We start from the raw sequence: 13227 nt of genomic DNA on the forward strand, positions 1-13227 counted from the left end.
TTGATTTTTAATCATTATACATTCGTAAAAAAATATTGTCAAGCTTTTTTTGAAAAATTTATAAAACAATAACATATTACGTGCAAATTTAACAATTATCTTATAAATCTTTAAGTTCCGATTGCGTTTTGTGGCAGATGTATTCAAAAAGAATTATGGATTTGTTTTCTTTTACGAAATTTTTTCTGAAGATAAAATAGTGGTCGCGGTTATCCTTGCAGTTTTTCGCGTTTATCCTGAAATAATCATTTTTTGTAGACACCATGTGTTCTAAAATGTCGTCTGTTAAGAATGTAAGTGGTACGTTTATGTTTGCGTATTTGTAAAAATCTTTTTCAAAAGCTATGAAATTGTCCGAAAAATAATCGAATTGAAAAGTATTTTTGTGTAATGTATTCATAATTACTCCATCAAATTAATGTTCAAAATATTGTCGAATTTTATCTCTATCATTTGACCGTCGCTTTCAAAATATATCTTGTCTTCAAAAAAATCGTAGATTGTCCCTACGTATGATTTGTTATTGTGGGTGAAGATTTCGACTGTAAAATCATTCAGAAAAGCTTGGCTTATCAGTAAAAGCAAGCTACTCGCACCCAACGATTGTACGCTTACATTTTCAGTCATCGAATGTAGTGCTGTCGTGTGCTCTGACAGGAAAAATCCCATCCATTTCGCCATTTTTCTGTCGCAATATTCCCTGGCTGATTTGTAGGGAAGATAATTTCTAATAATCATAAGTGCCGTCCATTCCGCCGCAGTGGCCTCCAATTAGTTTGCTTCGTTCGATAACACGTGATCCTTCCATAAGAGATGTCGCTTTTTGAATGGAAGTGAATCCGTATTTGTCTCTGATTTCATCGATTGCAGATTCCAAATTTTTCTGTTTTTCTATTTTCTCAATGTCTTCGAAAAGTGAAAATGATATGCACGCTTCATCCACCAAATTTTCATAACTTACGCCAAGTCTTCTCACAGATCCTCCCTGATATTTCTTGTGAAACAAATCCATAACATGAGCTGTTAGCTCTGCTGTTGATTGGGAAGGGGGGATGGTTTTTTGTGCGTGGATGGATTTTTTGTTTTCCTTGTAGGAATATCCAACATAAATCGACACCACAGTCGCTTTTTTTCTGATTCTTCTAATTCTTATAGCAACTTGTTCTGCGATTTCTTTGAGAACTATTTCGATTTCACTTTTCTTGGAGTAATCTCTGTGAAGAACTTGTGAATTGCCCAGTCCCTTAGATTTTCCTTTGTAAGGTTGTGTGACTTTAGATTCATCTACGCCGTTCGCGTGAAACCACAACTGCACGCCCATAATTCCGAATTCTCGTTTCAAAATATCTGGATTGGAATTTGCGAGATCTCTCACCGAAAAAATACACAATTTATTCAGCCTTCGCTTCATTCTTTCACCGATTCCCCAAAAATCTGTCAAATCAGGAATACTCCACACTTTTTGTTCTACATCCTCATAAGACCAATTCGCTCTCATATTCACAGTTTTCTTCGCTTCGTTGTCCAGCGCAAGCTTTGCCAACAGAGGATTGGAATTACTCATTCCAACTGTAGAGTACAAGCCGGTTTTGTTTCTGATTTCGTTTTGGATTCTAGAAGATATCAAATCCAATTTGTCCTTGCGCGATATTTTTTTATCTGGAATGAAATAATTCAAACTAGTCGTCAAATCGATAAATCCCTCGTCGATAGAATAGGGAAGAATCTCGTCTTTTGAGGCGTAATTCATGAAAATCTTCTGGATTTTTAAATTCTCCTCAATATACAAAGCCATTCGAGGCGGAACGATGACGGTGTTTTTCGCCCAAGTTTCGATATAATTTACATATGAATCGGTGATGGGTAAATTCTGTCTGAGAGCCGATTGGAAGTTAAACTTCCTATCGTGGACGTGAAAAGGCAAATCAAAAGCCCTACCGACATTCTTCTTTCCGAAAACTTTCTTGAAAGTAGGAGAACTTGCGAGAATTAACCCACTCGCATTGTCGGAATTACTCATGACGCAAAGAGAAGTTGTCAAAGGATTCAGATTTCTCTTGACGCATTCAACACTAGCGTAAAAACTTTTGATATCCACAAAAGCAATATCAGATTTTGGCTCCAAAGAGTAATCTATAAGGCCCATAACAACCTCCTTACTCGTCATCCAACGGACTATAATCTTCCAAAAAAGTAGATTTTGGATTTTCAATATAACAAATATCTGCTGGAAACTTGTTCAGCTTCACCATTTCAGATATTTTCAAATTCAACAAATTAATATCCACACCCAGCTTATAGGCCATAGTCTTGTCGTCAGTGTACTCGCGCATAGTTTTAATCAAATCTTCATCCGAAATCAAAAGATGAGCCGCGAAAATATTCGCCTCATTTTCAAACACATCAGTAGGATTGAACACCTTGCTCTCGTGAAAAGCTTGGCCATCAATGCAGTATTTCCTGTGGAGTTGGTCGTGGCCAATCTCGTGAGCCAGTACGATTTTTTTCAAACTTCCGATGTTGTTCGCAATCAAAATAACCCTATTTCTAAGAATTACCTGATACACTCCCAAAAGTTTGGACGGACTATCGATATAATGAAGCTTAATTCCCAACAAATCCAAAAGCTCCTCGGGATTTCTGGTGTGGTATTTTTCAACCAAACTATTTACCTTATCATATATCCATCTATTGTACATAAGACTACCTTTTATTCTTGTTTTTTCCGTATTTTTTATTCTCTAATTTGGCTTCGTAATACGCCTCAGCAATCGCATTGAAAAGTTTATCCTTGTCTTCTTCAGGAAGAGAACCTCCAGCAAAAAGCCCTGACAAATTATCCACCAAATTCTCCGCATCTTTTTTACCAGAATATCCGAATTTTTTAGCAGAATCCAGTACGAAATTATCTTCCACAGTCAACAAAAAATTGATGTCAACATTGAAAAATTCCGCGATTTTTTTGTACATATCTTGAGTGCGTGGACGAGTGCCTTTAGTTTCGTAGTTACTTATAGTCTTCAAAGTAACACCAAGCTTGTCCGCAAGTTCTGTCTGAGTAAGACCTCTGTCTTCTCTAAGTTGTTTTAATTTAGCACCAAAGCTCATTGATTTCCTCCATAAATAAAATTAGAAGTTCAAATTCAAAACATATGAACTGTAACTACTAATATTATAATTTAAACTTCTAATCACGTCAAATTTTTTGTGGAATTTGAAAATGAAACTCAATAGGTGTATAATATAAATGTAAACAAGTTGACATTGAAACTAAAAAGGTAGTGATTAAATGAAAATTTTTAGTAAAATAAAGAAAAATTTTGAAGAATTTCTAAAAAAATTGGGCAACGAAAACAAAAACACTTTCGGAGAAGAAAGATTAGACTGTTGCACAATGAATAAACAAGATAAATAGAATATCACAAATCGGATTTGAGAAATCAAATCCGATTTTTTCATAAAACAAAATTAAATTTTAAAATCAGAGCGAAAGAAATCAAACTTTCGCTCTATTTTTTTGCACAGAGAAACAGCTACAATACTGAATTTACCAACTCATTTTGATATAATAAAAGGTAAGAATATTTAATAAACAAGAATGAAAATATAGCAGGTGATCACATGGATAACATAACAGGAGCTAACCTTGGATTTGAAATTGTAAAGAGTTCACCAACATAAGGAGGGAGCAAATTGTCTAAAATGAAGAAAGAGCAAATTTCTGCTAAGGGATTTTCAATTCAAGTATATACTGAAGATTTTAAAAATGATTATATAAGCTTAACGGATATAGCAAAATATAAAAACACAGATGATCCAAGATTTGTTATTCAAAATTGGATGAGAAATAGAAACACCCTTGAATTTATAGGATTATGGGAAGTTTTGAATAATCCAAATTTTAACCGTGTGCAATTCGACACGTTTAGAAATGAAGCAGGCCTAAATAGATTCACAATGACCCCAGGGAAATGGATAGAATCTACAAATGCTATAGGAATAGTTTCAAAAGCTGGCAGATATGGAGGGACATATGCTCATTACGATATAGCAATGGAATTTGCGTCTTGGCTTTCTCCAGAGTTTAAGCTTTATATTATTCAAGACTATAAAAGATTGAAGGAAGATGAAACCTCAAAACTATCATTAACTTGGAATCTTCATAGAGAAATTTCAAAGATTAATTATAAAATTCATACAGACGCAATCAAAGAATATCTCTTAAAAGACCTAACTAATGAACAATTATCTTTTAAATACGCAAGTGAAGCAGATATGCTCAATGTTGCCTTATTTAACAAAAGAGCAAAACAGTGGCGTGAAGAAAATCCAGATTTAAAAGGCAATATGAGAGACTATGCAAGTTTGAATGAATTACTTGTGCTTGCAAATATGGAAAGCTATAATGCAATTCTTATTGGAAAAGGTGTGGATCAAAAAGATAGAATGATTGAACTTAGAAAACTTGCAAGAACACAATTGAAATCACTTAAAAAACTTGAAGATAGTGGTATTAAAAAATTAGAGGGAAATAAATAATCATTTAAGTAATTAATAACCAAATTTGCAAAAAAATCATCGATCTTATCGTGGAACAAGCAGAGTATATCGACGAAGTTGTAGGATAAATTTATCAACAAAGGAGATTATTATGGAAAGAACTATTCGTGTAAAAGGAAAAGTCAGATACTGAGACAATTACGTGGATAATAGAATAATTTTTGGGGATTCTAGAGTATATTATGAATTATAAAAGTGAAGTAACGAAAAAAATATATATGCTATCAGGTTTAGGATGTGATATATCAAACGTAAGTGAGCTTGAAAAAGAGTTAAATAAATTCAAGTATACCATTGAATATATCAATTTACCTGGACAATATTCAAATATAGATGTGAACGTAGAAAACAAAGAAGATTTTGAAAAATGGATAGAAACTCAGATACCAAAAAATTCAATAGTTATTGGATATTCACTAGGTGCAGACTTATTGCTTAGAAACATTGAAGTGATAAAACCGGATAAATTAATTATTTTAGACGGGGCAATAATTACGAATGATTTCATGAAAACAACAGTGGAAAAAGAAGTTGAATTTAGTAGAAGTTATATAAAAGAAAATAGTCTTGAGATGAATGCTGATATAATTTCTAATTTGCTTTATATAAAGTTCAAAGAAGATGTGGATGTTTTTGACATGCATATAAAAGAAAAAACGCTGTTATTATTATCCGATACACCAGATGATTTATATGAATACAAGAAAAACAAAGTAGAAAAAAATAATAATCAAGAAAATATAAGATCAGTATTTATCCAAAATACATCACACGATTTTCACACTGAAAAGCCAGTTGAAATAGCTGAGTGTATTGGTGAATTTTTAAAGGAATAATCAAAAAACCAGAGAATTGTCCGTTCTCTGGTTTTCGTTTACATAAACAACAAATGTGCGATTGGTGCTACTATCAAAAGTGAGATTATTGTTCGTTCGATAAATATGACGAATAATTCGAACAAGTTTACAGGAATTGACGATGCGAGGATTAGTCCGCCTACTTCTGATAAGTAGATCAATTGCGTTACGGAGATTGTCGCTACGATGAACTTGGTCATTTGCGATTGAATTGTGCTTGCAGCGATGATGGATGGTGTGAACATGTCGCTGAAGCCGACGATCATTGTCTTGGATGCTTCCAAACTTTCTGGAACTTTCAAGAAGTTCAACAGTGGCAAGAAAGGCTTACCTAAGATTTCAAAAACTTGCGTGTTGTTTGCAAGTACAAGCGACGCCGTTCCGATTATCATAACAATCGGCATTACTGAAAACCACATTCCAAATGCGTTTTCGATTCCGTTTTTCAAAAATTCTCCGATTCCTTTGTGAGACTCTGCACGTTTGATTGCCAAATCTAGTCCGTACTGTACCGATGAAGAATAATTTTCTGCAATATCTTCGTTATCATGATTAGATTTTACTACGTAGTCGTCTTTTTTGAGTGACAATGGTGGAATTCTTGGAACTATAATCGCACAGACAATTCCAACTAAGCAGACCAAAAGGTAGTACACTCCGAAATAGTCGACCATGTCAACTTGGGATAAAACGATAAGGCTGAATGTGATGGAAACTGCAGAGAAATTCGTAGAAATAATTGCAGCTTCTTTTGCAGAATAATATCCAGATTCGTATTGGTTTGAAGTCAGCATGACACCCAATGTTCCATCTCCAATCCAACTTGTGATGCAATCTACTGCGGCACGTCCAGGAATTAAAAATACTGGACGCATTATTTTTGTGAAAATCGCACCGATAAATTCCAAAAGTCCGAAATCTAATAAAAGTGGAAGAAGCATGCTTGCTATTACAAAAATTATTACAAGTGATGTCAACAAATCGTTGAGTATAAATGTCGCAGATTCATCGGCAACTATCATGTCGAAAAACGGCCCAAGGTTAAGCTTGTCCTTCAACACGACCATCCACACGACGATAAATCCCAGAATTCTAAGTACTAGCCACACAGGCGTTACAGAAAATGTCTGATCTAAAAGTTTGTTTTCTTTGATGAATTTTACATTGAAACTTGCCAAAACGCTCATTACAAAAGATATTGTGATTATAATTGTGCAAAGTGCTGGCAGATAATCGCCAATGGTTTTGGCTATAAAATCAGCGAAAATTTTGACGATTATAGTCCATTCGCCATCGAATTTTACGGGTATCATGAAGATAATTATCCCGATAATCGATGGAATCAGAAAATTCATTAGTGATTTTTTGTTGGTTTTCATATTATCTCCTCGCTTTAAAATATTTCAACTAGTATAACACTTATGAAAAGATGATGCAAGAAAATAACAAATAAAATTGATTAGGAGAAGCAAGAAATCATATGGCACGAAGAATTAGAAAAATCCTCTAGCATGAATATCTAGACTACACAAATTGAAGATTTCTAAATCTCAAAATCCTAAAATCGTAAGCACGCTAACGCTTACGCAAATGCGATTTTTGACGGATTTTTTCGATTGGAAAATCAAACAATTTGTTTCGTATGATATTCTTAGCCAGAGGATTTTCTAATCTACAAAATCTCAAATAAAAAAGGCTACCGATATAGTAGCCCGTAAATTATTCTTCCGTATCTTCTTTTTCATCATCGTCTGATTGATTTTCTTCAGCCATTGTTTCCATTTCTTCTTTCAAAACTTTGTTGTCCAAGTTTGAATCTTCAATCATTGATTTTACTTTTTTGGCATCTTTTTTGCTGTAATGTTGATCGTCGTCGTATTTCTTTTCCAATAAATCTAAAATTTTAAATCTTCTTTTGGATTCTTTTTTGATTTTTTGGAAGTCTCTGATGTATGCGTAAATCAAGAATATTATCAAAATTATTCCGGCGTAACCAATTATAGGGTATGTGATGCTGATAAGTTTTCTGAATCCTAAAAAGCTTAGGAAAAATCCTATCGTTACAAATCCAATCAAATATATTTTGTATTTTGTAGGATTGTCCTTGGAAGCTCTTTTAGCTAACGAATAATATAATCCGATAGCTGTGTTGAAAATCATTCCGAATATTACAAAACTCATTATCAAACCTAAAACTGGATTGATTTCTTCGATTAGAGTTTGTGTTGGAAGATCTGCATCTTTTAGAATGTCGACTCTCATGAATAGTACAACTGCCAAAAGAGCGGTTACTGTTCCTGTGAGAAATCCTCCCAACAATCCACTAACTTTGGCTTCTTCTGATAAAACGTGATTGCCACCGATTGCAAACGCCGTACTTAAACCAACCATCATACACAATGAAAAATAGTTGATTACAGAAAGCCAAGGACTGTCGAAATTTTTAGGAATAGTCTTAGCAATTGGATTTAATTGGTCAAAACTTCCGTCAAATTTTATAATTGTATAGACTGATGCGATTAAAATTAACGCAACAATAATTGGCGTGAATGCTCCGATAATTCTTGTAACTTTTTCAAAATCCATCATTCCTACGAAAATTACAAGTAGTGCGCAAATTAAAGACCCTATCCATGGAGCTAGTCCAAATTGTTGGTTGAGGTTGGATCCTGCACCTGATAGCATTACGAACCCGATTATAAATCCTGTCAAAATAAGTAAAATGTCGAAAATTCTAGTGAATTTTTTGGATGCTATTTCGTCCAAAACATCGCTGTGTTCATCTGCAAAATAATACGAACCCAACTCTAAAATAATCGCTCCAATAAATGTATGCAACAACAAAACAAATAGCGCAGTCCACAAACCAGATTTGCCATAAGCTGTGAAATATTGCAAGATTTCTTGTCCACTTGCAAGTCCAGCACCAGTTAGCACTGCTACGTATGCAAGGGATGTGCTTAATATTTTCTTTTTCATAGTTTTCTCCTTCTTTTGTAAAATTATATAATAAAGTTTAAAAATAGCCAAGATGTAATTATATAACAAATTTTAGAAAAAGCAAATTAGCGAATTGAACAATATGTTATAATATTCATGAAAAGAGGTGCTATATGTTTAAAGTTAAAAATTTTGAAGATAATGATGATGTCATAATCAAGGAACAAAATGGAGCGTTTAAAGTTGTAGAATACAAGAGGGATTTGTCGGTTGATTACGAACAAGCACAAAGCTCTTATTTCGCATCTGAAATGAATGTCAGAAGAAGACAATTGGTGTGTGATGTTTCCAAATCAAACATAACTGTGCAAGCAGGTGCTATGCAATGGATGATTGGAAATGTCAGCTCAACTACTGGAATAAAAGGAGCTGGAGATTTCTTCAAAAAAGCTTTGCGTGGTTCTGTAACTGGCGAAGGTGCGATAAAACCAGAATACACAGGCGACGGGCTTTTGGTGTTGGAACCGACATACAAGCACATTTTATTGTTGGATGCAGATGATTGGGATAATGAAATCATCATAGAAGATGGATTGTTCTTGGCTTGCGATTCTGAATTGGAACACAAAGCTATTATGCAATCTAATATTTCATCGGCTGTTGCAGGTGGCGAAGGGTTGTTCAACTTAGGATTACATGGAACGGGAATTGTTGCGTTGGAATCTTATGTACCAAGAGAAGAATTGATAGAAATAACGCTTGAAAATGATGTGTTGAAGGTAGATGGAAACATGGCAATTGCTTGGAGTGGATCGTTGAGTTTTACAGTTGAAAGAGCTGGTAAATCATTGATAGGTTCTGCGACAAGCGGTGAAGGACTTGTGAATGTGTACAGAGGAACTGGAAAAGTTCTAATGGCACCAGTTTTGGAATAAATTTGAAAATTTAAATATTGAGTATTTAATAGCAAACCATTAATGCTAAAAAAACTGAATAACAAACCTTAATGCACGAATATCTAGACTCCACAAATTGAAGATTTCATAATCTTAAAATCCTAAAATCGTAAGCACACTTCGTTTACGCAAATACGATTTTTGACGGATTTTTTCGATTAGAAATCAAAACAATTTGTTCCGTATGATATTCTTAGCATTAATGGTTTGTTATTTTTAATTTGTATAGAAAAAATCGTGAAGGTTTGCAAAAATTTTCGTGTTTTTTTATTCGGACAAAACGAATATGGTATAATAAAGAAAAGTATATTCAAAGTAATGTAAAGAACATCTTGGGAGGCACTACTATGAATAAATTGAGAAACAAATTATACAAATACGAATTTAGGACGATTATTGTGGGTGTAATTCTATTTATTATGGAATTGAAACTTAGAATGAGTTATCCGAAACTTGTAAGCGTTTTGATATCACCGTTATCAAGCATTTTCATCTACGCTTCTATAGCTATTGTGTTGATGCTGATGGTTTTGGAGATGCTCTCTGCGATTAAAAACAGAGATTTCGATATTTTGTTTTTCATTTTAATCATTTTAGCGGGGCTTTATTTGATGTATCGTATTATTTAAAATTTGGAGGATATTATGGGTATATTTGATAAATTAAAAAGCGTTTTTTCTTCAGAAGAAAAGGAGACTAACAGTCAAGCTCACAAAAATGATTGGTATGTTTTTGAATGGAGTGTAAAGGACACTGGAGAAATCTTCTACGTTGGTTATGGTTATGGTGAGGATTCTAAGTCTTTCGGATTTGAAAGTTATCACGGAGAAAGAATCAAGGAAAAATTGGATGTGGAATCTAAAATCATAAAGGATAATTTGGAAGAAGACGAAGCTCGCGATTTGCAACAAGAAGAATTGAAGAGAGTGTTGAAAGAAACTGACAATGTGATTATCAATCGTGTGACTCCTAATATGATTACTAGAAAATCGGGATTATTGAAGTCAGAAACTACACCAAACTACAGATTTGAACAAGCACCGGTGTTGTATGTTGCTGAATATGAACAACATTATTTGGATATGGATTATGATGATTTCGAAAAAGTTGACTTGGATAATTTGAAGTCTGTGTACTTAGTTGAAAAGGGCGTTGATGATGAAATTATCGCTAACATTTACAAGGATGATTTGGATAAATATTTGAACCAAACAAAATCTTTGTTGGAACACGAAAACATTAAAATCGTCGATGACCAATTTGCAAATGATGTAACTGCTTGGATTTACATTGGAGATGATTCCATTGCAAAGGTTAAGGAATACGAAGACAAGGCACAACAAAAACTTTCCAAGAAAATTCCTGTATATCACATGATGGATGTGTTGAAGAAATTAAAAGAAAAAAACAAGGATAACTTGGATGAGATTTTCAACAAAATCAAGACTACAAAAGAAGTTGTAATTCACCCACACAACAGTAGGGTTGCTGTGTTTGATATCAAAAATTTGGACGATCCAGCGAAGGGTGCGAAGGAAGGTTTGAGATATTGGAACGAAGGAGAAAAATTCAGAAAGGATTCTCACTTCCAATCTGCAATCAAAAATTACGACACTGCTCGTGAAAACGGATTGTGTACTCCTGCACTTTACAGCTCTTATGCCAGTGTGTACAGAAGCATGAAGGATTACGACAACGAAATTGATATTTTGCAAGAAGGTATCAAGAGATTGTCCGATCAAGATAACGTGTCTGAATCCCACATCAATTCTATGAAAGAAAGATTAGAAAAAGCAAAGGAACTTTTATTAAAAGAATAATTTGAACGAATTTCCCAATTTAAGAAATCAAGTTGGGGAATTTTTTACCCTTAAGCGTTATATGATATAATATACAAAGGTGGTAAAATGAAAGACGCTCTCGGAAGAAAGATAGATTATTTGAGAATTTCGGTGACTGACAAGTGCAATTTGAGATGCAAATACTGCATGCCAGAAGAAGGAATCACGCATTTGAATCACGACGAAATTCTAACTATAGATGAAACTTTGAAAATCGTAGAAGTTTTCAAAGATTTGGGAATAAAAAAAGTACGTTTAACTGGAGGTGAACCTTTGGTTAGAAACGGAATATTGGATTTGGTAAAAGGCATCAAGGACATGGGAATAGAAGAAATCTGTATGACTACCAATGCGATTAAAATGTACGATATGGCTGATGATTTAAAGGAAAGTGGAGTGGATAGATTCAACATTTCATTGGATACTTTGGATGCGGATAAATTTCGTGACATAACGCGTGGCGGAGATTTGAAAAAGGTTTTGAAATCCATCGATAAATTAAAACAAATGGATATGAAACCTATCAAAATCAACACCGTTGTTATGAGACATTTCAACTACGATGAGATAGAAGATTTTGTGAAATTCGCAGAAAAAGGTGTGATTGTAAGATTTATCGAACTGATGCCAATTGGTGAAGCGATTGGAAAATCTGATGATTACGTGTCGAACGAAGAAATTATCAAAAAAATCGGCAATCTTCAAAAAATTGACAGCGATTCACAAAAATCGAAGGTCGCAGAATATTATACCAATCCAAATGGTGCTATTGTGGGATTTATTAATCCGATTTCTCACAAATTCTGTTCAGAATGTAACAGAGTTAGGTTGGATTGCAAGGGCAATTTGTTGATGTGTTTGCATTCTAATAAGTCGATTAATTTGAAAGATTGTATTCGAAATGGCGAGGATATACGACAAATTATTACACAACAAATATACAATAAACCAGAAAGACATTATCTCGAAGAAGGTAACTTCAACAAAAGGGATATGAATACTATAGGAGGTTAATGTGGATTTAACTCATTTTAACGAAGATGGTTTGCCAAGAATGGTGGATGTATCTGAAAAGGAAACTACTAAAAGAGTTGCTGTGGCTCATAGTAGGATTTATATGAAAAAAGAAACTATGCAAAAAATCACAGAAAAATCCATCAAAAAAGGCGACGTTTTGAGTGTTGCACAAACTGCTGCGATTATGGCTGCGAAGAAAACATCGGAAATTATTCCAATGTGTCACAATATTTTCATCACAGGTGTTGATGTTAAATTCGAATTAGCAGATGATTTTATAGATATTTTTGTCCAATCAAACACCGAATCAAAAACAGGAATTGAGATGGAAAGCTTGACGGCTGCAAGCGTGGCGGCTCTTACGATTTACGATATGTGCAAGGCAATTGACCGTTCAATGCGAATTACAAATGTGGAGTTACTTCACAAAGAAGGCGGCAAAAGCGGCGTTTACAACAGAAGTGTCGACAGTGATGAGGCAGTTGTAATCGATGTGAATATCAGTGAGAAAAAAGGCACTGTGAAAACTCCTGTAGAATTTGCAGAACTTAGAGTGGATCACGGATTGGTTGGAGATGCACACGCTGGAAATTGGCACAGACAAGTGTCGCTTTTGGCAGAAGAATCCATCAATAAAATGCGAGAAATGGGTCTTGATTTGAAAGACGGAGATTTCGCTGAAAATATTACAACGAGAAACATTGAACTATTTACACTTCCTGTCGGTCAAGTGTTGACGATTGGAGAATGTGTTCTAGAAGTTACACAAATCGGAAAAGAATGTCACAAAGGTTGTGCGATTAAACAAAAAGTCGGAAATTGTATTATGCCAACGGAAGGAATTTTCTGCAAAGTTTTAAAGGGCGGAATTATTAAGAAAAACGACAAAATCAAGCTTGTAGAATTAAATTAAAAGTTTGTGTTATAATATATTCGGAGTCTGGGGGTGCTTTACGCTGAGATCTTTTTAGAAACCCTTATACCTGCTCATGATAATGCATGCGAAGGGAAGAACTTAGAATGTTTTTTGCGGATACATGGGTTATGTATCCGTTA

General features: G+C 34.2%; 15 protein-coding genes, 1 pseudogene, 1 riboswitch and 1 other annotated feature (1 of these 18 running past the window's edge). Of the genes and pseudogenes, 8 read left to right on the plus strand and 8 right to left on the minus strand.

What is annotated here, in order from left to right:
- Nucleotides 1-4 (minus strand) — a binding site (T-box leader); it reaches 222 nt to the left of the window's first position.
- Nucleotides 5-100: 96 nt separating this feature from the next.
- The 6 genes and pseudogenes from GKG00_RS06480 to GKG00_RS06500 form a co-directional block, all read right to left on the minus strand.
- On the minus strand, nt 101-400 hold the full coding sequence (locus GKG00_RS06480) for a DUF5960 family protein (RefSeq protein WP_154254803.1): 300 nt from the start codon (nt 398-400) through the stop codon (nt 101-103).
- A gap of 2 nt (nt 401-402) precedes the next feature.
- Nucleotides 403-738, minus strand: a complete 336-nt coding sequence (locus GKG00_RS06485; protein WP_110058382.1) for a hypothetical protein — start codon at nt 736-738, stop codon at nt 403-405.
- On the minus strand, nt 728-1564 hold the full coding sequence (locus GKG00_RS09055) for a hypothetical protein (protein ID WP_341460835.1): 837 nt from the start codon (nt 1562-1564) through the stop codon (nt 728-730). Before GKG00_RS09055 ends, GKG00_RS06485 begins: the two co-directional genes overlap by 11 nt.
- Nucleotides 1538-2167, minus strand: a pseudogene (locus tag GKG00_RS09060) (DNA polymerase); the annotation flags it as partial. The gene GKG00_RS09055 and the pseudogene GKG00_RS09060, both read right to left, overlap by 27 nt.
- Nucleotides 2157-2699, minus strand: a complete 543-nt coding sequence (locus GKG00_RS06495) for an ImmA/IrrE family metallo-endopeptidase (RefSeq protein WP_154254805.1) — start codon at nt 2697-2699, stop codon at nt 2157-2159. The pseudogene GKG00_RS09060 and the gene GKG00_RS06495, both read right to left, overlap by 11 nt.
- Nucleotides 2700-2703: 4 nt before the next feature.
- The gene (locus tag GKG00_RS06500; protein WP_002834946.1) at nt 2704-3108 is read right to left on the minus strand and encodes a helix-turn-helix transcriptional regulator; all 405 of its coding nucleotides are present in this window, start codon (nt 3106-3108) and stop codon (nt 2704-2706) included.
- Between the two features lie 181 nt (nt 3109-3289).
- Between GKG00_RS06500 and GKG00_RS09065 the strand changes: the two genes are divergently transcribed.
- The 3 genes from GKG00_RS09065 (at nt 3290) to GKG00_RS06510 (ending at nt 5396) form a co-directional block, all read left to right on the plus strand.
- Nucleotides 3290-3415, plus strand: coding sequence for an LDCC motif putative metal-binding protein (locus GKG00_RS09065; protein ID WP_002834945.1), 126 nt, complete (start codon nt 3290-3292; stop codon nt 3413-3415).
- A gap of 278 nt (nt 3416-3693) precedes the next feature.
- Nucleotides 3694-4539, plus strand: coding sequence for a KilA-N domain-containing protein (locus GKG00_RS06505; RefSeq protein ID WP_154254806.1), 846 nt, complete (start codon nt 3694-3696; stop codon nt 4537-4539).
- A 203-nt stretch (nt 4540-4742) separates the two neighbouring features.
- Nucleotides 4743-5396: an alpha/beta hydrolase gene (locus tag GKG00_RS06510; RefSeq protein WP_154254807.1), complete on the plus strand. Its 654-nt coding sequence runs from the start codon at nt 4743-4745 to the stop codon at nt 5394-5396.
- 38 nt (nt 5397-5434) lie between these two features.
- Here the strand turns inward: GKG00_RS06510 and GKG00_RS06515 are convergent, their stop codons facing one another.
- Together GKG00_RS06515 and GKG00_RS06520 are read right to left on the minus strand one after the other, a co-directional pair.
- Nucleotides 5435-6796 (minus strand): YjiH family protein, encoded by a 1362-nt coding sequence (locus tag GKG00_RS06515; RefSeq protein WP_154254808.1) that lies wholly within the window; start codon nt 6794-6796, stop codon nt 5435-5437.
- A 340-nt stretch (nt 6797-7136) separates the two neighbouring features.
- Nucleotides 7137-8396: a hypothetical protein gene (locus tag GKG00_RS06520; protein WP_154254809.1), complete on the minus strand. Its 1260-nt coding sequence runs from the start codon at nt 8394-8396 to the stop codon at nt 7137-7139.
- Between the two features lie 134 nt (nt 8397-8530).
- On the opposite strand from GKG00_RS06520, the gene GKG00_RS06525 reads away from it, so the two are divergent.
- The 5 genes from GKG00_RS06525 (at nt 8531) to GKG00_RS06545 (ending at nt 13084) form a co-directional block, all read left to right on the plus strand.
- Nucleotides 8531-9292, plus strand: a complete 762-nt coding sequence (locus GKG00_RS06525; protein ID WP_154254810.1) for an AIM24 family protein — start codon at nt 8531-8533, stop codon at nt 9290-9292.
- Nucleotides 9293-9660: 368 nt separating this feature from the next.
- Nucleotides 9661-9942: a hypothetical protein gene (locus GKG00_RS06530; protein WP_154254811.1), complete on the plus strand. Its 282-nt coding sequence runs from the start codon at nt 9661-9663 to the stop codon at nt 9940-9942.
- A 15-nt stretch (nt 9943-9957) separates the two neighbouring features.
- Nucleotides 9958-11133, plus strand: a complete 1176-nt coding sequence (locus tag GKG00_RS06535) for a hypothetical protein (protein ID WP_154254812.1) — start codon at nt 9958-9960, stop codon at nt 11131-11133.
- An 87-nt stretch (nt 11134-11220) separates the two neighbouring features.
- Nucleotides 11221-12168 carry a GTP 3',8-cyclase MoaA gene (gene moaA, locus GKG00_RS06540; RefSeq protein ID WP_154254813.1) on the plus strand — a complete coding sequence of 316 codons (948 nt, stop codon included), beginning with the start codon at nt 11221-11223 and terminating at the stop codon, nt 12166-12168.
- Nucleotide 12169: 1 nt separating this feature from the next.
- Nucleotides 12170-13084 carry a cyclic pyranopterin monophosphate synthase MoaC/MOSC-domain-containing protein gene (locus GKG00_RS06545; protein WP_094208047.1) on the plus strand — a complete coding sequence of 305 codons (915 nt, stop codon included), beginning with the start codon at nt 12170-12172 and terminating at the stop codon, nt 13082-13084.
- A 19-nt stretch (nt 13085-13103) separates the two neighbouring features.
- A riboswitch (TPP riboswitch) is annotated at nt 13104-13198 on the plus strand.
- Nucleotides 13199-13227 lie beyond the last annotated feature (29 nt).

Source organism: Finegoldia sp. BIOML-A1 (assembly GCF_009678325.1).
GTDB lineage: Bacteria > Bacillota > Clostridia > Tissierellales > Peptoniphilaceae > Finegoldia > Finegoldia magna.

Bases quoted from the DNA above. Each gene is read 5' to 3' on its own strand.
- GKG00_RS06480 (WP_154254803.1), bottom strand. From the start codon at position 400: ATGAATACATTACACAAAAATACTTTTCAATTCGATTATTTTTCGGAC.
- GKG00_RS06485 (WP_110058382.1), bottom strand. From the start codon at position 738: ATGATTATTAGAAATTATCTTCCCTACAAATCAGCCAGGGAATATTGC.
- GKG00_RS09055 (WP_341460835.1), bottom strand. From the start codon at position 1,564: ATGAGTAATTCCAATCCTCTGTTGGCAAAGCTTGCGCTGGACAACGAA.
- GKG00_RS06495 (WP_154254805.1), bottom strand. From the start codon at position 2,699: ATGTACAATAGATGGATATATGATAAGGTAAATAGTTTGGTTGAAAAA.
- GKG00_RS06500 (WP_002834946.1), bottom strand. From the start codon at position 3,108: ATGAGCTTTGGTGCTAAATTAAAACAACTTAGAGAAGACAGAGGTCTT.
- GKG00_RS09065 (WP_002834945.1), top strand. From the start codon at position 3,290: ATGAAAATTTTTAGTAAAATAAAGAAAAATTTTGAAGAATTTCTAAAA.
- GKG00_RS06510 (WP_154254807.1), top strand. From the start codon at position 4,743: ATGAATTATAAAAGTGAAGTAACGAAAAAAATATATATGCTATCAGGT.
- GKG00_RS06515 (WP_154254808.1), bottom strand. From the start codon at position 6,796: ATGAAAACCAACAAAAAATCACTAATGAATTTTCTGATTCCATCGATT.
- GKG00_RS06520 (WP_154254809.1), bottom strand. From the start codon at position 8,396: ATGAAAAAGAAAATATTAAGCACATCCCTTGCATACGTAGCAGTGCTA.
- GKG00_RS06525 (WP_154254810.1), top strand. From the start codon at position 8,531: ATGTTTAAAGTTAAAAATTTTGAAGATAATGATGATGTCATAATCAAG.
- GKG00_RS06530 (WP_154254811.1), top strand. From the start codon at position 9,661: ATGAATAAATTGAGAAACAAATTATACAAATACGAATTTAGGACGATT.
- GKG00_RS06535 (WP_154254812.1), top strand. From the start codon at position 9,958: ATGGGTATATTTGATAAATTAAAAAGCGTTTTTTCTTCAGAAGAAAAG.
- moaA (WP_154254813.1), top strand. From the start codon at position 11,221: ATGAAAGACGCTCTCGGAAGAAAGATAGATTATTTGAGAATTTCGGTG.